Below are 18699 nucleotides of genomic sequence, written 5' to 3' on the forward strand. Positions count from 1 at the left end.
GACGCGCGCTCGGTTGATCTGAGCGAGGGTTCTGGGATTTGTGCGTATATGTGAGCGAGCGTCCTGGAGGGACCGCGGACCGGTCGGTTAGAGCCCGACGGCGGGAGTCGTGTAGCGCTGTTTTCCGGCCATGGCCGGGGGCGGCGGGAATGCCCAAGATCGCCGGGTTTCCCTAGGTTTAACCCAAGAAATGCGTAGGATCGCGAGTCTTGACACAGGATGTCCCAAGGACTGCTCCACGGGGTATCGGGCGTTGCTAAGTTGCTTGTGAGCTGGTGCTGGACCAGCCCACCCCAACTCGCTCAGGAGTTTCACATGTTTGCTTTCTTCTCCAATGCCGCATCCCGGATCCGCCGTGATGAAAAGGGCGCCACCGCCGTCGAATACGGCATCATGGTTGCCCTCATTGCTGTCGTCATCATCGTCGCCGTCACGGCACTGGGTGGGACGGTCCACGACACGTTCACCAAGGTTCAGTGTTCCATGAGCACCGGTAAGACCTACACCGCTGGGACGACCGCCGGCGGGGCTACCTGCAACTAGGACCCTCGTCTTTCCCCCGTTCGCACCAGACAACAAGGAGCATCAATGCTTTCCGCTTTCCTAAAGTCCGCGTCTCACGTGCGGCGCGACGAAACCGGCGCGACCGCCGTCGAATACGGCATCATGGTTGCGCTCATCGCAGTGGTTATCATCGTCGCCGTCACTGCCCTCGGCGGGACGGTCAAGGACACATTCACCCAGGTCCAGTGTTCGATGACCACTGGTAAGACCTACACCGCTGGAGCAAGCGCCGGTCTGGGCGCCTGCAACTAGGGCGCGGCACGCCAAGCAATTCCCGAGTGGCGGCGGCATTCACGCGGCCGCCACTCTGCTTGATCCGAACCATCTGTTCTCTGGAAGGGCAACACTATGCCGAGGTCTTCAGAGCGCGGTGCCGTGGCAGTCGAGTTCGCCATCCTGGCGCCGCTCCTGATCATGCTGCTCCTGGGCATCATGGAATTCGGCAGGGCTTACAACGTGCAGGTGTCGCTCTCGAACGCGGCCCGCGAAGGTGTCCGGGTCATGGCGATCTCAAACGACCAGACGGCCGCGAAGACAGCGGCAAAAAACGCAGCGGTGGCGTTGAATCCAGGGCTGGCAGACACGAACTTCACCTTCAGCCCAGCCAGCTGCACGGCCGGAGCCCAGATGTCCGTGACGATCAAGTACACCCTCAGCACCCTCACGGGGATCGCGGGGCCATTCCCCATGCAAGGAGTAGGAGTCATGGTATGCGGCGGCTGATGGTCCCCAAGAACGACGACGGCGAGCGCGGCGCGATTGCCGTCCTCGTCGCGCTCATGTTGGTGGTGCTGCTCGGTTTTGCCGCCCTCGCCGTGGATGCGGGCATGCTGTATTCGGAACGGGCGCAAGTGCAGAACGGATCCGACGCCGCAGCCCTCGCCGTGGCGCAGAAATGCGCCGCGAATACGAGCGATCCGAATTGCTCCACCACGTCCCCCGTCGCCAGCGACATCGCAAACAAGAACGCAAACGATGGCCTGAACAACGTCAAGTCGATCAGTCTGGACCTGACAAACCGGAAAGTCACCGTGACCGCCGGGTCCCAGCAGGCAGGCGGCACGCCCAATGCCGTTTCGCTCCTCTTCGCCCGCGTCCTGGGCTTTAGCTCGGCCAACGTGCTGACCACATCGAGTGTTCAGTGGGGGAGCGCCGTCGCCGGCCAGACACCGTTTCCCCTTGCGTATTCCATCTGCCAGGTTCAGGGATACATCGGTGGAGCACTTCAGCTGCTTCAGGACCATGGCTCCGGCGCCAACCCCAGCTGCAACTACGGTCCTTCAGGTGCGACGGTTGCCGGTGGATACGGCTGGATCACGCAGGATGCCGGCGTGTGCGGAGGAACCATCAACCTCGCGGCCAGTGAAGGGGGCAGTGCTCCAGGGAACAGCATTCCCACGAACTGTTCAACCACACTTCAAAATTGGGCCACCAACATCACGGCCGGCCGTGACGTTATAGTTTTGCTCCCCGTGTTCAATTCGGTGACTGGCACGGGAAGCGGAGCTGTTTACGGTCTTGTGGCATTCGCCGCATTCAAAGTAACCGGGTGGAAGTTCAGCGGCAACAACAGCCTTCCCGACAGCTTCCGCAACACGAATTCCGATGTCTCCAACGCACTTGCGTGTACCGGCAACTGCCGCGGAATCATCGGGAGCTTCGTCAAATACGTCTCGCTGGCGGACGGTTACTCGCTGGGCCCGGTAGATGCCTACGGGGCCACCATTGTCCGCCTCACCCCCTAGTTTTCATCCGTTCTTTGAGCACAGGAGTTGTAAGTGAAGTCACGCTTGTTGGCCGGGTCGGCAGCGGCAGTGCTGGCACTCGTCGGGGTGATTCTCGTCTTTTCCTACGCGCAAGGAGCGGATCAACGGGCAGTCCAGAACCTGGCCCCTGTTGACGTGTTGGTGGTCAAGACGGCCATCCCGGCCGGCACTTCAGTGGACGCCATGAAGGATTCCCTGGTCACCCAGCAACTCCCGGGATCGGCGGTTCCCAAGACGGCGCTACACACCCTGGCGGACGCAGCAGGCAAGGTGGCCGCCGTCGACCTCGTCCCCGGCGAGACACTGGTGTCGGAAAGACTGGTGGCCCCGGACGCGCTCAAGACCCCCGGGGACGTTAAGGTGCCCGCAGGGCTTCAGGAGGTCTCGTTCCAGTTGGAACCCCAGCGGGTTGTCGGGGGACGACTCGTTCCTGGAGACCATGTTGGCATCTTCATCTCCATATCCGGCGGCGGAAGTGACTCGAAGTCGGACAAAGGGACCACGCAACTGACCATCCCCAAGGTTCTGCTGACCGCGGTGCAGCGCGCTCCCCAAGCGACCGCAAGCCCGCAGCCGACGCCGGCTCCCGGGTCTGGTGCCGCTGCCAACCCGGGCGATACGAGCCTTCCCACCGGTTCCCTCTTGCTCACCGTTGCGGTAAGTGATGTGGACGCAGCCAAGATTGTCTTCGCTGCCGAGTACGCCAAGATCTGGTTGAGCAAAGAGCCGTTGGATGCCAAAGACAGCGGACCGATCGTCATACAGCAGAGCGGGGTGTACAGGTGAGCCGTTTTGTCCTCATAACTCCCAACACCGAATTTGACCAGCGGTTGCGCCAAGCTGTTGCAGGTGGCCTGCCCGGAAGCGTACAGACCTTCTTCACGAGCATTTTGCCGGCCGATCCGGCAGAACTGTTCGGTGCGCTCAACCAGGAACAACTCGAAGTGCTGATTCTCGGGCCCGACGTGCCCGTGGAGGACGCCCTTCGCCTGGCCACGGTCTTCGATGTGCAGTTGCCGGAACTGAGCGTGATCCTCGTCAGTGAACTGGATCCCGCGTTTGTCCTCCAAGCCATGCGCTCGGGAATCCGCGACATCATGAGCCCGGATGCTGACCTGGCCCAGATAAGGGTCATGCTTGAGCGCGCGTGCCAGTCTTTCGCCAGCCGACAGCGCACCGGGGAACCAAAGCAATCGGGTTCGCCGAAGGGCCTGGTGATCGGCGTCTTTTCGCCCAAGGGTGGCGTGGGCAAGACAACCATTGCCACGAACATCGCAGTGGGCCTGGGCAAGATCGCGCCGATGAGCGTGGTGATCGTGGATCTCGACCTGCAATTCGGTGACGTTGCCTCCGGGCTCTACCTCAACCCGGAGCACACCGTTACTGATGCCGTCACGCCGTCGGCCAGCCAGGATTCGCTGGTGCTCAAGGCCTTTCTCACCGTCCACCCGGCGAGCATCTATGCGTTGTGCGCGCCGAAGGACCCCGTCGAAGCCGATGAAATCTCGCCGGAACAAGTGGGCAGGCTGCTCGAGCAGCTCGCTCATGAGTTCCAGTACGTGGTTGTCGACACGGCACCCGGACTGCCAGAAATCGGGCTCGCTGCCCTCGAGCAGTGCTCGGACGCAGTCTGGGTGACCGGCATGGACGTTCCAAGCGTCCGGGGCCTTCGCTCCGGGCTGGACATCCTCCGCAGGCTGAACCTCCTTCCCGAAACCCGGCACGTGGTGCTCAACATGGCTGATTCCAAGTCGGGGCTGTCGGTCCAGGACGTCGAATCGACAGTCGGCGCGCCGGTTGACGTGAGCATCCCCCGATCGAAGGCCGTAGCGTTCTCCACCAACCGCGGCATTCCGGTGCTCCAGGATTCGGTGAAGGATCCTGCCGTCAAAGGACTCAAGCAACTTGTGGACCGCTTCAATCCCACGTGGCGTGCCACAGCACAGCGCAAACTGCACAGAAGGGTCGTCGTCTAATGAAGCTGTCTGAACGGCTGCATGCCGCCGAGGACAAGACCGAAGCGTCTCCCCGCCCAGGGGTGGATCTTGGCGCGAGCGCACCTTCTACACCTAAACCGACATTCGCTGACTCGACGCAGCAGGTCAGGCCACTTCCGTCGGGGAAGCCCGGCGGCGCCCTGAAACCCCACACTTCGGTCAAGCTGTCCGACGTCCCTGACTCGCCGAAGCTCAGGGCCCAGCAACCCGTGGACGCTTTCGCTGCCCTCAAGGTGCGCGCCGCCACCGCATTGTTCGAACGGCTGGGTGCGAGGTTCAACGACTCGGGTGTCAGCGAACACGAGTTGCGGTCAACTGCCCGGGAAGAACTCATCCGGATCATCGACGCCGAACAGGTCCCGCTGTCCGCGGACGAGCGCAGCCGGCTGGTCGCGGACGTGGCGGATGACGTCCTTGGCTATGGGCCGCTCCAACGCTTGCTGGACGACCCGGAAGTCACCGAAATCATGGTCAACAGGATGGACCAGATCTACGTCGAACGAAAAGGAAAGCTGACCCTCACGGACTCCGGATTCAGCTCAGAGGAGCACCTCCGGAGAGTCATCGAACGCATCGTTTCGAAAGTGGGCCGCCGGATCGATGAGTCGTCCCCGCTTGTTGACGCGCGGCTTGAGGACGGGTCCCGAGTCAATGCGGTGATCCCTCCGCTTGCGGTGGGCGGTTCGTCGCTGACCATCCGAAAATTCAGCAAAATACCGTTGACCATCAGGAACCTGATCGATTTCGGAACGCTCACGCCCGAAATGGCGGAGCTCCTCAATGCGTGCGTCAAGGCGAAGCTGAACATCATTGTTTCCGGAGGTACCGGAACCGGAAAGACGACACTGTTGAATGTCCTCTCGTCTTTCATCCCGGAAGACAACCGGATTGTCACCATCGAAGATGCCGTGGAACTGCAGATCCAGCAGCAACATGTGGTCAGGCTTGAGAGCAGGCCACCGAACACCGAGGGCAAGGGGGCCGTGACCATCAGGGAACTGCTCAGGAACTCGCTTCGTATGCGGCCGGACAGGATCGTCGTCGGCGAGGTCCGCGGTGGAGAGTCCCTCGACATGCTGCAGGCCATGAACACCGGCCACGACGGTTCCCTCTCCACGGTGCACTCGAATTCCCCTCGCGACGCCGTGGCGCGCCTCGAAACCCTCGTGCTCATGGCAGGAATGGACCTGCCATTGCGGGCAATCCGCGAGCAAATAGCGTCCGCGGTGAATCTCATCATCCAGATCTCCCGGTTGCGGGACGGAACGCGCCGCATCACCCACGTGACTGAGGTCCAGGGCATGGAAGGCGACATTGTCACCCTTCAAGACGCCTTTGTTTTCGATTACTCGGCAGGCGTCGACGCCCACGGAAGGTTCCTGGGACGGCCGGTCCCCACGGGTATCCGTCCGCGCTTCATCGACCGTTTCGATGACTTGGGTATCCATGTGTCTCCCGGAGTATTCGCCGCGCCCCTGGCAACAGCAACAGCAGCAAGGACGTGAGCGGAAAATGATGCTCTTGACCGGAATGGCCCTGATGTTTTCAGCCATCCTGCTCCTCGGCGTGGCCGTGATCCTGCCGAAAACTCCGGAAGTTCCGTTCGATCGACGCCGGCCCTACCACGTAGGTTCGGGCTCCCAGCTGACGCGTTTTGCAGGTTCTGCCGCCGACGCAGTCCACGGGGTGTTGACCAGGCGCAATATCCGGCTCTTCAACCGTGAACAACTGGAGAATGCCGGGCTGCGGATGAGCCAAGCGGATTTCTTCATCCTTGTCATTGCCGGTGCATTCGTGGGTGCCTTGATCGGTCTGGTCATCGGCGGTCCGTTGGTGGCCTTCCTGTTCTTTCTCCCGGCGCCCCTCGTAGCGCGGGTCATCTTGAGCTCCTTGGCCGGCAAAAGGCGCGCCAAATTCGATGAGCAGCTGGGCGACACGCTCCAACTACTGGCTGGCGGCCTGCGGGCCGGGCACAGCATCCTCCGCGCCATCGATGCTGCCGCCACGGAATCTGCCAGCCCGACGTCCGAGGAAATGCGCCGGATCATTACAGAGACAAGCCTTGGCCGCGATCTTGAGGCATCGCTGAACGACACAGCGGAGCGGATGCGGAGCGAGGACTTCGTGTGGATAGCGCAAGCCATCCAAATCAACCGCGAGGTGGGCGGAAACCTTGCGGAGGTCCTGGACCAAGTCAACGAGACCATACGCGAACGCAGCGAGATCAAGGGACACATCAAATCCTTGGCCGCGGAAGGGAAGTTCTCGGGATACATCCTGATGGCGCTTCCCTTCGGCATCGTCACCATGCTCTTGCTTGTCAACCCCGGCTACATGAACGTGATGTTCACCCAGCCGCTTGGTTGGGGAATGATCGCCTTGTCAGTCATTCTCATGACGATCGGCGGTCTCTGGATGCGCAAGATCATCGACTTGAAGTTTTGAGGTGACGAGTGAATCCCTCTCTTCTAACCTCCCTCGTCCTGGTTCCTCTGCCTATCGCCTACCTCGCCTGGTCATTCCTGTCGGTTGACCGCAAAGCCCAACGTGCCGTCCGGGATCTTTTGACCCAAGGCGCAGCCATTGCCGAAGCTGGTCCACAAAGTCGTGGCAGTGCACTCGAGCTCATTGGCTACCGTTTGACCCCCGGCGGCTACGTCCAGAAACTGGACCGGCTGCTCTCGCTGGCCGGCCGCCCGCCGTCGCTCCCTTTGGGGCGCGTCCTCGCTGCCAAACCCCTGCTCGGATTGTTCGGCGCACTTTTCGGGTTTCTCATCAGTGCCAACAGCTCAAGCGGAATCCTTAAGCTCGTAGGGATATTTGTCGTATTACTCGGATACTTTATCCCGGACCTAATGCTGTACAGCAAAGGGCAAGAGCGCCAAAAGGCCATGCAATTGGAACTCGCAAATACCATGGACCAAATGCTGATTTCGGTGGAGGCTGGCCTCGGTTTTGAAGGAGCAATGGCCCGGGCCGGAGAAAACGGGAAGGGGCCGCTGGCCGAGGAGTTGGTGCGGACGCTGCAGGACATGCAGGTCGGAAGGAGCCGCCGCGAGTCCTATCTCGCCCTCGCCGAACGAACCAACGTTCCGGAGCTCCGAAGCTTTGTACAGGCCGTGATCCAGGCGGACACTTACGGCATTGCCATCAGCCGGGTCCTCAGGGTCCAAGCGAAGGTTATGAGGGTTAAGCGCCGCCAACGTGCAGAAGAGAAGGCGATGAAGCTTCCGGTGATGGTTCTCTTCCCTCTTCTGCTCTTCATCTTCCCTGTGTTGTTCATCGCCATCCTGGGACCGGCCGTCATCAACGCTATAGCCACCTTCAGCGGAGGGTAAGCGCAATATCGCATTCTCCGAATGGGTGTGCTGGATGAAAAGAAGTTAAATCAAGAAAGGCCTAAGATTTCCTTAAGATAGGCATAAGTTCGGTTTTTTCCGGAATTCAGAAAGTAGCATTGGGCTATGTTCAGTTCAGGTTCAAGCGAGGTCAACGAGGATTCAGACCCCAGCCATACGGGTTCGGTCGGGGACTCCGCTGCGCTGCCAATCGTCCCGCTTATCGAACTTCCCATACTGGACCTGGCTGAATTCCAACTCCTGGAAGATCAAGTGGACAATCCGCTGATCGCCCGAACGTTCGCCGGCGACTTCGCGAAACTCTGGGCGAAGCGATACGAAATCCTGGCAACCGCCGTCGAGCGCGGCGACATGGCCGCAGCCCTGAACGCAGTCCTTAGCCTCAGGACCTCTTCCATCATGGTTGGCGGCGTCCGCCTCGCGGTACTTGCAGCGCAACTGGAGGAACGCATTCGAAAGAGCGAACTGCGTGAAGCCCGGCCGCTCCTGAAGAAAGTTGCAGAATGCGGGCACCTAACGGTCCAGGAACTCAAGGACAGCTACGTACTCAGGAACGATTGACGGCCGCTGCCTAATCCGAACTTTTCGGCGTCAGGCGATAGCCGACTCCTCGGACAGTCTGTAAAAAGCGCGGCGATTGTGGATCTTCACGAAGCTTTCGGCGGAGGTTCCCGATGTGGGTCTCAACGGCCCGTTCGTCGGCGTCGCTGATGTACGCATCGTCGTCGTAGTACTCACCGCGCGCCGCCCGCACCAGGTCAGCCCGGGTGCGCACCTCGCCATTGGCCCGAAGCAAGTCGAGAAGCAGATCGAACTCGCTTCGCGTCAACGTCACGGCTGAACCTTGAAGCGTCACCGTGCGTGATTTGTGGTTCAGGGCCAAGCCATTGTGCCTGATCACTGCATGGTCGACGCCGGCAGCACCGCCGTCGGCGCCTCTCGAAACAGCGCCGGCGTTAGCACCGCCGTCGGGCACCGAACCAGAGCGATCCTCCTCCAGCAACGCAAGCCTGCCGTCCGCGCGGGGCCGCCGCATCATGGCCGTGACCCGGGCCCGCAATTCACGCGGCAGGAACGGCTTCTTGACGTAGTCGTCTGCGCCGGTCAGGAACGCGGTTAACGTGTCCGGCTCGTCGCGCCTGGCCGTCAGCATCACCACATATGCGTCGCTGAATTGCCGAATCCGACGCAGGACCTCGTGGCCGTCCATATCGGGAAGCCCGACGTCGAGCGTCACCACGGTGGCGTGGTGGTCCCGCACGACCTCCACGCCTTCGCGTCCGGTGGCGGCAGAGTGCACCACAAATCCAGCTTCTTTAAGGATGGCGTCGACCAGATTTCGCACGTCTTCGTCATCCTCAATGACTACAGCTACCCCAGGCTCGCTCATAGAACATCCTCGAGGGTGCACATCGCCGCACAGCCCAGCGCAATGCGGTAAATGCCACCCAAATACTCACGATACAAGCATTGAAGCCATCTGGCATCTAATATGTGGATTAAGCGCATGCTTCGAACTTCCAGTTGGATGGTTTGGGCCGTCGTATTGTGGTTCCTTGGGGGAATAGTGGGCTCCGGGTGCTTCCTTCGGGAAGCGCGCGGAGCGGTAATTGGTTCGCGATTCTCCAAGGAAGGGTCTTGACTTTGAGTGAGCAGCCATTTTTCCGCGCGGCCGCCCGTTTCTTCCGAAAACTCACACCTCGTGCCCGCTTGGCTGTCTGCGAATTACCACTAACGCTCATCGTCGCCGGCCTTGCGATCGCAGCCCCAACTGTTTGGCCAGGGTTAATCCAGAATTGGCTGTTTGTTACCGGGGTTTTCCTTCATGGGGCGCTGTTCCTTGGCTGCCTGCTGGTTCCCTGGGAGCGATTGTCGCCGAGTGCGGGCCTGGCAATCCCCGTTTTGGATTTTGTCGCCCTCTGGTTCACCCGAAACGGCGCTTTCAGCGCAATACCGGGCCTCATCACTTTGGCTATCTTTCCCGTGATCTGGTTGTCTGCCTCAGGCATGCTTTCGAAGACAAGCCTGGTCCTCAGTTTTGTGGGTCCTTTTGTCATTGCGTTTCCGCCAGTGGTTACGCACTTGCCACGTCCCACGCCGTCGGACATTTCTTCGGTGCTGCTATTACCGCTGATGATGTTCGCAATGGCAGTGTCCATTCGCTTGGCTGGCTCCAATGCCCGTCTCCAGCAACGGCGGGTAAGCCAGCGCGACCAGTCCCTGCGGCAATTGTTGGCTGCCAGCCGGGAGCGGGAAACGCTGCTCAAGACGATCCTGGACACGATCGACGTCGGAATTGTCGCCGTCGATTCGAAGGGCGAAACCCTCCTGATCAACAATCAACAAAAGGCGTTCCTCAAGATGGCGATGCCCGCGGGAGGCTCGCGGGGTCCCGCGGAACGAGACTGGCTCGTTTTTGGCCAGGATAGGCGGACGCCGATTCCGCTTGAAAAGGGCCCCGTTCGGAGAGCCGTTCAAGGGGAAACATTCTCCGACTATCTCCTTTGGTTCGGCGCCGGAACCGACCAACGGGTCATCTCAACCGCCGCGCGGGGTATGAAGAGCGACGTCGACGACGGGTTTGGCGGTGCGGTGATCGTTTTCAAAGACGTGACGGATGTTGTGGATGCCCTTGCCGCCAAGGACGAATTGGTTGCCAACGTTTCGCACGAATTCGGTTCTCCGCTGACATCGATCTTGGGCAACATTGATCTTGTGCTGCGCGGCGCCCAGGAACTCCAACCAGCAACAAGGCTTGGATTGGAAATTGCGGAGCGGAATGCCGAGCGGCTCCGGGCCCTGGTGGAGGACCTGCTCTCGTCGGCCGCGGCAGTAGAGAGCGTACATCTGAGGCGCACGGATTTGGCAGGGTTGGTCGAAAATAGCCTGGTTTCTGCACGCGCACAGGCCGACGCCGCCCACGTGGGCCTCGTCGCCGACGTTCCTGCACCCCTGTGGGCAAACGCCGACCCCTTGAGGCTGGGACAGGCCTTGGACAATCTGGTGTCCAACGCCATCAAGTATTCGCCCGGTGGCGGACTGGTGACCGTCAGGGCGGAGCGGAACGACGGTTGGGTCCGGCTTGAAGTGAAAGATACGGGAATGGGCATGACCACTGACGAGTCGGCCAGGATCTTCACCCGGTTCTTCCGGACAAACGCCGCCCGTCAGGCCGCGATTCCCGGCGTCGGCCTCGGGCTGTCCATCACCAAGTCCATCGTCGAGCGACACGGAGGCAGCATCTCCTGCCGCAGCGAGCCCGGCAGCGGAAGCACTTTCACGGTGGCACTGCCGGCTGGACCGCCGCAAGAGCCGTCCCAGACAGACATGCCGGCGCTGTACTAAGCCGGCACTGCAAGACCGGATCCCGGAGCGGGTAGCGGCCAGCCGTGCAAGTAGCCGACCGGGCAAATTAGAGTACCCACTACTCGTGACCGGCCCTAGAGGCAGCCGATTCAATGGAACTCAGTTGGTCTCAAACGCAGTTCCTGGTCTCTGGGGGTTATCCGTATGTGTGCTTTCTGCAATTCCGTTGTGCCCTTCCCGCGTCTCACAGTCAGTTCCACAGCGACGGAGGCAGTCCGTTGAGCGCGGCAGCGATGTTCGCCGGGTCGTTGCCCGGGCTGATCCTGATGGACTTCGGCCAGGCAATGGTGGTGGTGTGCGTGTGTTTCGACATGGTCCGTGCCGTGTCCGTGCCTCGATCGCATCGACGTTACGTCGCCAACACCATCTTCAGGACTTTGGCGGTGCCGTCGATTCTCGTCATGGGCGTCAGCGTCCTGGCGAAGGCAATCCAATGGAATTGGACCGACGTGGCCATGGGCGTTTTCGTGATCGTGATGATCATCTTCCGCTGGCACCAGGACAAGGACGAGGACAGCTGGTGGAAAGGCAAAGGCAAGAAGCTGGCCCGCTGGGCGCGGAAGCAACTGACGCCGCGACCCGCCTTCGTCCCGGCGTCGGCGTCAGCCTAAGCGCCTAACCTCCCCGGACGCTCGCTCACCTTTAGGCTGTTTTCCGACGACGCTCGCTCACTTGATCTGAGCGGGCGTTCCGGCGTTTGGCCCTATATGTGAGCGGGCGTTCCGGGCTGATGCGCTGGGAACAATGCCTTGGCGCCCGACGGCGGCAGTCCGGTGGCGCCGTCGTCCCGCCTTGTGTGCCGTTCCCCTCAGACGCTCGCTCACCTTTGAGGCGTTTTCTGCCGACGCTCGCTCACTTGATGTGAGCGGGCGTTCCGGCGTTTGGCCGTATAGGTGAGCGGGCGTCGGGGAAGTGAGCCATATATGTGAGCGGGCGTTGGGGGAGGGGGCCGTATAGGTGAGCGAGCGTTCGGTTGACGCCCCCAAGCGACCCGAACGCTTGACGCATCTCGCGCCTTCCGCATATTCTGAACGAACGGTCGGTAAATATTTAGGAGCAACCATGGCATCGCAGAATCTGCAGTCTGTGCCCGCTGAGCTGTCCCCAGAAGAGCTTGAGCGGGAACAGGCCGGTCAGGCGTACTTTGACCGCATCATCTCCGAGGATTCGCGCATCGAACCCCGCGACTGGATGCCGGAGGCCTACCGCAAGACCCTGCTCCGCCAGATCTCGCAGCACGCGCACTCGGAGATCATCGGCATGCAGCCGGAAGCCAACTGGATCACCAGGGCTCCGAGCCTCAAGCGCAAGGCCATCCTCATGGCCAAGGTCCAGGATGAGGCGGGCCACGGCCTGTATCTCTACTCGGCCGCGGAGACCCTTGGCCAGAGCAGGGACAAGATGACCAGCGACTTGATCGCCGGCAGGGCCCGGTACTCGTCCATCTTCAACTACCCCGCGGTTTCCTGGGCGGACATGGGTGCGATCGGCTGGTTGGTGGACGGTGCCGCGATCTGCAACCAGGTTCCCCTGTGCCGTGCTTCTTACGGCCCCTACGGGCGCGCAATGGTGCGCATCTGCAAGGAAGAGTCGTTCCACCAGCGCCAGGGTTTCGAGATCCTCCTTGAACTGTCCAACGGGACGCCCGCCCAGAAGGCGATGGCCCAGGATGCCGTCAACCGCTGGTACGCGCCGGCGCTGATGATGTTCGGCCCACCCGACGATGATTCGCCCAACTCCAAGCAGTCCATGGCCTGGAACATCAAGCGGTTCAGCAACGACGAGCTCCGCAGCCGCTTCGTCGGCATGATGGTGGAACAGGTCAAGGTCCTGGGCCTCACGCTCCCGGACAAGGACATCCGTTTCAACGAAGAAACCAAGAAATGGGAGCACGGCCCCCTCGACTGGAACGAGTTCAAAGACGTTCTCGCCGGGAAGGGTCCCTGCAACGCGCAGCGGCTTGAGCGCCGCCGTGAAGCGCACGACGACGGCGCCTGGGTCCGCGAAGCGGCCGCCGAGTACGCCCGCAAGCAAGCAGAGAAGGAATACGCAGCATGAGCACCCCAGCCACGCCAGAGGCGAACCAGGCCAACGAACCCCACGAAACTCCCTGGAGCCTCTGGGAAGTCTTCGTCCGCTCCAGCCGCGGCCTGTCCCACGTCCACGCTGGATCCTTGCACGCACCCGACGCGGCGATGGCGCTGCGCAACGCCCGCGACCTGTACACCCGCCGTAACGAAGGCGTGTCCATCTGGGTGGTTCCGGCCGACGCTATTTCCTCGAGTGACCCGGACTCCAAGGGCTCCTTCTTCGAGTCCCCGCAAGGCAAGGACTACCGCCATGCGACGTATTACACCAAGAGCGAAGGCGTGAAGCACCTGTGACCGCCCCGGTAGACGAAAACGAAAACAAAGACTTCTCCATCGAAGGCCACGGCGACATTTCCGTCGGCGTCAAGGGCGCAGGTGCTTCCGGAGACGGTTCCGCAAGCGCCACGCGCATCACCCCCGGAAACGCCTTGCGCCCCGAGGACATTGCCCTCGAAATCCGCAGGGGACAAGTCAAGCCGAGCGACGACGTCGCGGAATACGCCCTGCGCATCGGCGACGACGGACTGATCCTCGCCCAGCGCCTGGGGCACTGGATCTCCCGGGCTCCTGAGCTCGAGGAAGACGTCGCCCTGGGCAACATCGCCCTCGACCAGCTCGGCCACGCCCGTTCCTTCCTGACCTACGCCGGCGCGGCATGGGACAAGTCCGAGGACGATCTGGCGTACTTCCGCCGGGAGCACGAGTTCCGCTCAGCGCACCTGTTCGAGCAGCCGAACGGGGACTTCGCCGTCACCATCGCCCGGCAATTCATCGTGAGCTACTACCAGTTCGAGCTGTACAAGCGGCTGACCGGTTCCACGGATGCCACCATCGCGGCCATCGCCGCGAAGGCACTCAAAGAGGTCGACTACCACCGCGATCACAGCGCACAGTGGGTCCTCCGGCTTGCCGGCGGGACGGAAGAGTCCCGCCGTCGTATCGTCCGGGCGTTCAAGCTCGTCTGGCCCTACGTCGAAGAACTCTTCGAAGACGACGAGCTCACGGCGCGCCTCGCGGAAAGCGGAGCAGGCGTGCAGCCCTCCAGCCTCCGCGCGGACTTCGACCACCTCACCGGAGAAATCCTGAGCGAAGCCGGCCTCGACGACGAACTCAACCTCGAACGTATCCCGCAGTCCTTGGGCGGCGGCCGCCAGGGCAAGCATTCCGAGCACTTGGGCTACTTGCTGGCCGAGATGCAGGTGCTGGCCCGCGAACACCCCGGCGCAAGCTGGTGACGGTGGACATGTTCGTTCACGAGACACCAACCCAGGCCAAACAGACCGCCGAGCAAAAGGCCTGGGGGATTGCCGCCACGGTCTGCGATCCCGAGATTCCGGTCCTCACCATCGAGGATCTGGGGATCCTCCGCAACGTCCAATTGTTCGACGACGGCGGGCTGGTCCCCGCGGTCCAGGTCACCATTACGCCGACCTACTCGGGCTGCCCCGCGATGGACGCCATCCGCGACGACCTCAAGACCGCGTTCCACAAAGAGGGCTACCCGAGCGTCTACGTCGAGCTCGTCCTGGCTCCGGCCTGGACCACGGACTGGATGACTGAGCGCGGCAAGGCCAAGCTGCAGGAATACGGCATCGCGCCGCCGTCCGGAAGGGCCGCAGCCGGGGGACATGCCGGCAAAGTGCGGCTCAACCTTGCCGTGAAATGCCCCCAGTGTTCGTCGCTGAACACCAAGGAACTCACCCGCTTTGGTTCCACGTCCTGCAAGGCGCTCTTCGTCTGCCAGGACTGCAAGGAACCGTTCGACTACTTCAAAGTCCTGTAAGGAATCCGACATGCCCGTTGTCCGCCAGACCGCAGCCGAACAAGCGCAGGCCACCGGCCGCCGTCGTGCGTCTTTTCATTCCCTCAGCGTCTCGGAAGTCCGCCGCTTGACTGAAGACGCCATCGAGGTCACGTTCGATGTTCCGTCGGAACTCGCCGGCCAGTACGACTACCTTCCCGGCCAGTATGTGGCGCTCCGGACCACGCTTCCGGACGAGAGCGGGGAGCCCCGCGAGGTCCGCCGCAGCTACTCCATCTGCGCAGAGCCTCGCAGCTTCGCCGACGGCAGCAGCGAGATCCGCGTGGCGATCAAGAAGGACCTGGGCGGCATCTTCTCCACCTGGGCGAATGCGGAGCTCAAGGCCGGCGACACCCTGGATGTCATGAGCCCGATGGGCGCGTTCATTTCGAAGCATGGCAAGGACGGCAAGACTGTCCAGCAGAATGTCATGAACTCCATGAACAATCCGGAGAACATGGCAGGGGAGTTCGGCGACGCCGGTTCTTTCGTGGCCATCGCCGCGGGCTCGGGCATCACCCCGGTGATCGCGATCGCCCGCACGCTGCTGGCCGCGAACCCGGAGACGCGCTTCGACCTGATCTACGCCAACAAGGCCGCGATGGACGTCATGTTCCTCGAGGAGCTGGCGGACCTGAAGGACAAGTACCCCTCGCGACTGGCGCTGCACCATGTGTTGTCCCGCGAGCAGCGCATCGCGCCCCTCATGACGGGCCGTATCGACGCCGAGAAGCTCCAGCAGCTGCTGGGCACCGCCATCCACGCGCAGGATGTGGACGAATGGTTCCTGTGCGGGCCGTTTGAACTGGTCCAGCTGTGCCGGGATACCCTGGCAGCCCGCGGGGTTGAGCCCGAGCACGTCCGCTTCGAGCTCTTCACCACCGGCCGCCCGGACCGCCCCGAGGGCAACGCCGGCCGGCCCGTTGTGGAGGACGACTCGAAGGACACGTTCAAGATCACCTTCACGCTGGATGGTTTGACCGGCGACGTCGCCAGCCCCACCCACGCGCGGGAATCCATCCTCAACGCCGCCTTGCGCGTCCGCCCGGACGTTCCGTTCGCGTGCGCCGGTGGCGTGTGCGGCACGTGCCGCGCCAAACTGGTCTCCGGGACGGTCAGCATGGACGAGAACTACGCCTTGGAGCAGGATGAGTTGGACAAGGGCTACGTGCTGACCTGTCAGTCCCACCCCACCAGTGAATCCGTCACGGTCGATTTCGACGTCTAAGGAATAAACGAATGATCGAGCTCTCCATCGCCAACGGCATCGCCGAAATTGTCCTCAACGCCCCGGAAAAGCTGAACTCGCTTGACGAGGCAGCGCTTGCCGAACTGGATAGAGCGTACGACGACGCCGCTGCCGCCGCCTCCCGCGGGATGGTGCGGGCGCTGCTCCTTCGCGGAGAGGGCCGCGCCTTTTGCGCGGGACGCGACATTGCGGGCGTGACCCCGGAGAACGACGACGCGCAGGCGTACTTGAACGGGCTCGTCGAGCCGCTGCTCAAGAAGATGGCAGCTTTCCCGGCCCCGACCTTCGCGGCAGCGCACGGCGCGTGCCTCGGCGTCGGGCTCGGCCTGTTGCTGGCCACGGACGTGGTGTACGTGGCGGAGACTGCCAAGTTCGGTTCGCCGTTCGCCAAGCTGGGCGCCACTTTGGATTCGGGCGGGCACTGGTACTTCACGGAACGCCTGGGCATGCACCGGACCTTGGACCTCATCTACACCGCGGACCTGATCAGCGGTGCAGAGGCCGTGGCACAGGGAATGTTCAGCCGGGTCATGCCCGACGACGCCCTGCTGGAGGCCACCCGGATCATCGTGGAGCGGGTTGCGGCTGGGGCGACCGGTGCATTCACGGCCAGCAAGGAGCTCGTGGCCCATATCCGCGATCAGCGCCTGGGCTTGTGGGCCGCCATGTCCGAAGAGAACGACGAACAAGCCCGGCTGTGCAAGACCGAGGACTACGCCGAAGGTTTCCGTGCGTTCCAGGAGAAGCGGGCGCCGGTCTTCAAGGGCTAGCAGGGGGCCGGGTGTACAGCCGCGGATAACCCGGTCCTTTGATCTTGTCAGCACTCCGTCCCATACCTAGACTCTCTAGGTATGGGACGAAGTTCAGTGAACGGACAGCTTGACCTGCTGCTGCTCAGCTCGCTCGGAGCGGGCGAGGCACACGGCTATGCGCTCATCGCGCGCATTCACGAGCGCAGCGGCGCACGGATTGAGCTTCAGGAGGGCTCGGTCTACCCCGCGCTGCACAAGCTCGAGGCGGCGGGGTGCGTCGCGAGCCGCTGGGCGGACGACGACGGCGGCCGCCGTCGCGTCTATGCGCTCACCGGGGCCGGGCACGCCGAGCTTGCCCGCAAGGTGGAGGAGTGGAGAGGCTTCTCGGCGGCGGTGCGGGGCGTTCTTGGGGCGGCATCGTGAACGCGGGGAACAGCGCCGGGGCCGACGAGGGGCCCATCGACGCATACCTCGACGAGCTGTTCGTGGCTGCGCGCGACGGCGATCCCGCCGCGGCGCGCAGGCTCCTCGCTGAGACCGAGGCGCATTTGCGCGAATGCGCAGCCCGGCTCCGCGGGCAAGGCTTGGACCCGGAGGACGCCGAGCGCGAGGCCGTCCGCCGCTTCGGCCCGGTCGGCACCGTGACGCCGGTCCTGCGCCCGTCACTTCGCGACGTCGCCAGACTGCCTTTGCGAGCATTCGTGCGCCCTTTGGTTGGCCTCGCGGCTGTTGGCGCGATCGCCGTGGGCGTGAGCGGCGTCGTGTCGGAGCTGTTCGGCCGGATCTGGGGCGCAGGCTTCGTGGCCGGCGACCTCCCGGGCGTGGCCTACACGGCCGCGAGGTGTGCGGTTCTGCAGGCTCCTTACGCTGGCCTTGACTGTGCCCAGGCCGCCGCTGAACACCACTGGGGCGAGGTGGTCGAATACCGCGTGGTCCTCGGGGTGCTTGGCCTGGTCCTCCTGCTTATCTGGCGGCTCCTGCCGCGCGACGCCGCGCTCCCGGCAGGCCTCGCGCCGTCGCTCGCGGCCGCGGCTTTCCTGCTCGCCGCCGCGGGGACCGGCGTCCTGGCCCTCAACGCCGCCGTCCAGGGTTGGCAGGGCACGGGGGCGTGGCTGAGCGCCGTCGTCGTCGCCCTGCCCCTCGCCGTCGTGTTCGCGGTAGCCGCCCTGCGCAGCATGCGCATGAAACCCCAGGGTTCCTAGGGCCGCATAGTGGTGTTTGATGGCGCCCGAACACGGGCAGCCGTTGTAGGCACGGTCCGGTGGATTGCCGCCGCAGGGGCGCTGAGGCCGCCCGGGCCCGATGCGAACGAAGATGTGTCCCCGCCGCCGCAGCCCTCTCCGCGGGATGATCCACCTTCCTGGCGGATATTTTTGGCACCGTGCTTTTGGCGCGGGAGGGCTTGGCCCGCAGCAAACTTCGGCCGGCTAACCAGGACCCCGGAAGTCAGGAATGCCGGGCAGCAACGGCGGCCTGGAGTCTCAAGCGACTCGGAGTTCCGTGAGATGGGCGTATTTCAGCGCCTTGGCTTGGTGGCGTAGTAGCCTCCGGTGGTGTTTGGAACGTGGTGGCACGGTGGCAGATGACTCGGTGCCTGGCAGGGGCGGCGCTGTGGATCGGTAGTGGTGTCCGGTGGGGGTGCGGATGTCGAGGAGGTGCCGTGTTCCGGGGCCGGTTGTTGCTGTCCGGGTTTGTGCTGGCCCGGTTTGTGCTGTCCAGCCGGGGAGTTCTTTGGTGTGGTTGCAGGCTTCGCAG

21 protein-coding genes and 1 pseudogene are annotated in these 18699 nt (G+C 62.8%); 20 read left to right on the forward strand and 2 right to left on the reverse strand.

Going from position 1 to position 18699, the window contains the following annotated elements; translation table 11 throughout:
• The first annotated feature begins 315 nt into the window (after window positions 1-315).
• The 10 genes from QRN45_RS20450 to QRN45_RS20495 all read left to right on the forward strand — a co-directional run bounded on the left by QRN45_RS20450 (window position 316) and on the right by QRN45_RS20495 (window position 8247).
• Complete coding sequence (locus tag QRN45_RS20450) at window positions 316-543, forward strand: Flp family type IVb pilin (RefSeq protein ID WP_284764501.1); 228 nt, start codon at window positions 316-318, stop codon at window positions 541-543.
• A gap of 45 nt (window positions 544-588) precedes the next feature.
• Entirely contained in the window at window positions 589-816 is a 228-nt protein-coding gene (locus tag QRN45_RS20455) for a Flp family type IVb pilin (protein ID WP_284764502.1), read from the forward strand.
• Between the two features lie 96 nt (window positions 817-912).
• Window positions 913-1287: a TadE/TadG family type IV pilus assembly protein gene (locus QRN45_RS20460; RefSeq protein WP_078107728.1), complete on the forward strand. Its 375-nt coding sequence runs from the start codon at window positions 913-915 to the stop codon at window positions 1285-1287.
• Window positions 1275-2309, forward strand: a complete 1035-nt coding sequence (locus tag QRN45_RS20465) for a Tad domain-containing protein (protein ID WP_284764503.1) — start codon at window positions 1275-1277, stop codon at window positions 2307-2309. Before QRN45_RS20460 ends, QRN45_RS20465 begins: the two co-directional genes overlap by 13 nt.
• A gap of 33 nt (window positions 2310-2342) precedes the next feature.
• Complete coding sequence (gene cpaB, locus QRN45_RS20470; protein ID WP_284764504.1) at window positions 2343-3116, forward strand: Flp pilus assembly protein CpaB; 774 nt, start codon at window positions 2343-2345, stop codon at window positions 3114-3116.
• Window positions 3113-4306 carry a CpaE/TadZ family protein gene (locus QRN45_RS20475; RefSeq protein ID WP_078107731.1) on the forward strand — a complete coding sequence of 398 codons (1194 nt, stop codon included), beginning with the start codon at window positions 3113-3115 and terminating at the stop codon, window positions 4304-4306. Before cpaB ends, QRN45_RS20475 begins: the two co-directional genes overlap by 4 nt.
• On the forward strand, window positions 4306-5832 hold the full coding sequence (locus QRN45_RS20480; RefSeq protein ID WP_284764506.1) for a TadA family conjugal transfer-associated ATPase: 1527 nt from the start codon (window positions 4306-4308) through the stop codon (window positions 5830-5832). Before QRN45_RS20475 ends, QRN45_RS20480 begins: the two co-directional genes overlap by 1 nt.
• Window positions 5833-5839: 7 nt before the next feature.
• Window positions 5840-6772 carry a type II secretion system F family protein gene (locus QRN45_RS20485; RefSeq protein WP_284764507.1) on the forward strand — a complete coding sequence of 311 codons (933 nt, stop codon included), beginning with the start codon at window positions 5840-5842 and terminating at the stop codon, window positions 6770-6772.
• 8 nt (window positions 6773-6780) lie between these two features.
• A complete protein-coding gene (locus QRN45_RS20490) occupies window positions 6781-7665 on the forward strand; it encodes a type II secretion system F family protein (protein WP_284764508.1) in 885 nt (294 codons plus the stop codon).
• 126 nt (window positions 7666-7791) lie between these two features.
• Window positions 7792-8247 (forward strand): Hpt domain-containing protein, encoded by a 456-nt coding sequence (locus QRN45_RS20495; protein ID WP_284764511.1) that lies wholly within the window; start codon window positions 7792-7794, stop codon window positions 8245-8247.
• A gap of 10 nt (window positions 8248-8257) precedes the next feature.
• Here QRN45_RS20495 and QRN45_RS20500 read toward each other — a convergent pair whose 3' ends face one another.
• The gene (locus tag QRN45_RS20500) at window positions 8258-9076 is read right to left on the reverse strand and encodes a response regulator transcription factor (RefSeq protein WP_284764513.1); all 819 of its coding nucleotides are present in this window, start codon (window positions 9074-9076) and stop codon (window positions 8258-8260) included.
• 755 nt (window positions 9077-9831) lie between these two features.
• Here QRN45_RS20500 and QRN45_RS20505 point away from each other — a divergent pair.
• The 10 genes from QRN45_RS20505 (at window position 9832) to QRN45_RS20550 (ending at window position 18146) form a co-directional block, all read left to right on the forward strand.
• Window positions 9832-11031: a sensor histidine kinase gene (locus QRN45_RS20505; RefSeq protein ID WP_306874452.1), complete on the forward strand. Its 1200-nt coding sequence runs from the start codon at window positions 9832-9834 to the stop codon at window positions 11029-11031.
• Window positions 11032-11270: 239 nt separating this feature from the next.
• Window positions 11271-11663, forward strand: coding sequence for a hypothetical protein (locus QRN45_RS20510; protein ID WP_350309796.1), 393 nt, complete (start codon window positions 11271-11273; stop codon window positions 11661-11663).
• A gap of 451 nt (window positions 11664-12114) precedes the next feature.
• Window positions 12115-13110: a 1,2-phenylacetyl-CoA epoxidase subunit PaaA gene (gene paaA / locus QRN45_RS20515; protein WP_241709360.1), complete on the forward strand. Its 996-nt coding sequence runs from the start codon at window positions 12115-12117 to the stop codon at window positions 13108-13110.
• The gene (gene paaB, locus QRN45_RS20520; protein WP_241709361.1) at window positions 13107-13436 is read left to right on the forward strand and encodes a 1,2-phenylacetyl-CoA epoxidase subunit PaaB; all 330 of its coding nucleotides are present in this window, start codon (window positions 13107-13109) and stop codon (window positions 13434-13436) included. Before paaA ends, paaB begins: the two co-directional genes overlap by 4 nt.
• A complete protein-coding gene (gene paaC, locus QRN45_RS20525) occupies window positions 13433-14377 on the forward strand; it encodes a 1,2-phenylacetyl-CoA epoxidase subunit PaaC (RefSeq protein ID WP_284764516.1) in 945 nt (314 codons plus the stop codon). The genes paaB and paaC overlap by 4 nt, the downstream gene beginning before the upstream one ends.
• An 8-nt stretch (window positions 14378-14385) precedes the next feature.
• The gene (gene paaD, locus QRN45_RS20530) at window positions 14386-14925 is read left to right on the forward strand and encodes a 1,2-phenylacetyl-CoA epoxidase subunit PaaD (protein ID WP_264637981.1); all 540 of its coding nucleotides are present in this window, start codon (window positions 14386-14388) and stop codon (window positions 14923-14925) included.
• 10 nt (window positions 14926-14935) lie between these two features.
• Window positions 14936-16171, forward strand: coding sequence for a 1,2-phenylacetyl-CoA epoxidase subunit PaaE (gene paaE / locus QRN45_RS20535; RefSeq protein WP_284764518.1), 1236 nt, complete (start codon window positions 14936-14938; stop codon window positions 16169-16171).
• An 11-nt stretch (window positions 16172-16182) separates the two neighbouring features.
• The gene (locus QRN45_RS20540; RefSeq protein WP_284764519.1) at window positions 16183-16962 is read left to right on the forward strand and encodes an enoyl-CoA hydratase/isomerase family protein; all 780 of its coding nucleotides are present in this window, start codon (window positions 16183-16185) and stop codon (window positions 16960-16962) included.
• 81 nt (window positions 16963-17043) lie between these two features.
• Window positions 17044-17367 (forward strand): PadR family transcriptional regulator, encoded by a 324-nt coding sequence (locus QRN45_RS20545; RefSeq protein ID WP_241709365.1) that lies wholly within the window; start codon window positions 17044-17046, stop codon window positions 17365-17367.
• Window positions 17316-18146: a permease prefix domain 1-containing protein gene (locus QRN45_RS20550; protein ID WP_284764521.1), complete on the forward strand. Its 831-nt coding sequence runs from the start codon at window positions 17316-17318 to the stop codon at window positions 18144-18146. Before QRN45_RS20545 ends, QRN45_RS20550 begins: the two co-directional genes overlap by 52 nt.
• A 279-nt stretch (window positions 18147-18425) precedes the next feature.
• Here QRN45_RS20550 and QRN45_RS20555 read toward each other — a convergent pair.
• Window positions 18426-18699 (reverse strand): annotated as a pseudogene (locus QRN45_RS20555) (hypothetical protein); the annotation flags it as partial.

This window comes from Arthrobacter sp. efr-133-R2A-63 (genome assembly GCF_030209795.1).
Classification (GTDB): domain Bacteria; phylum Actinomycetota; class Actinomycetes; order Actinomycetales; family Micrococcaceae; genus Arthrobacter; species Arthrobacter bambusae_A.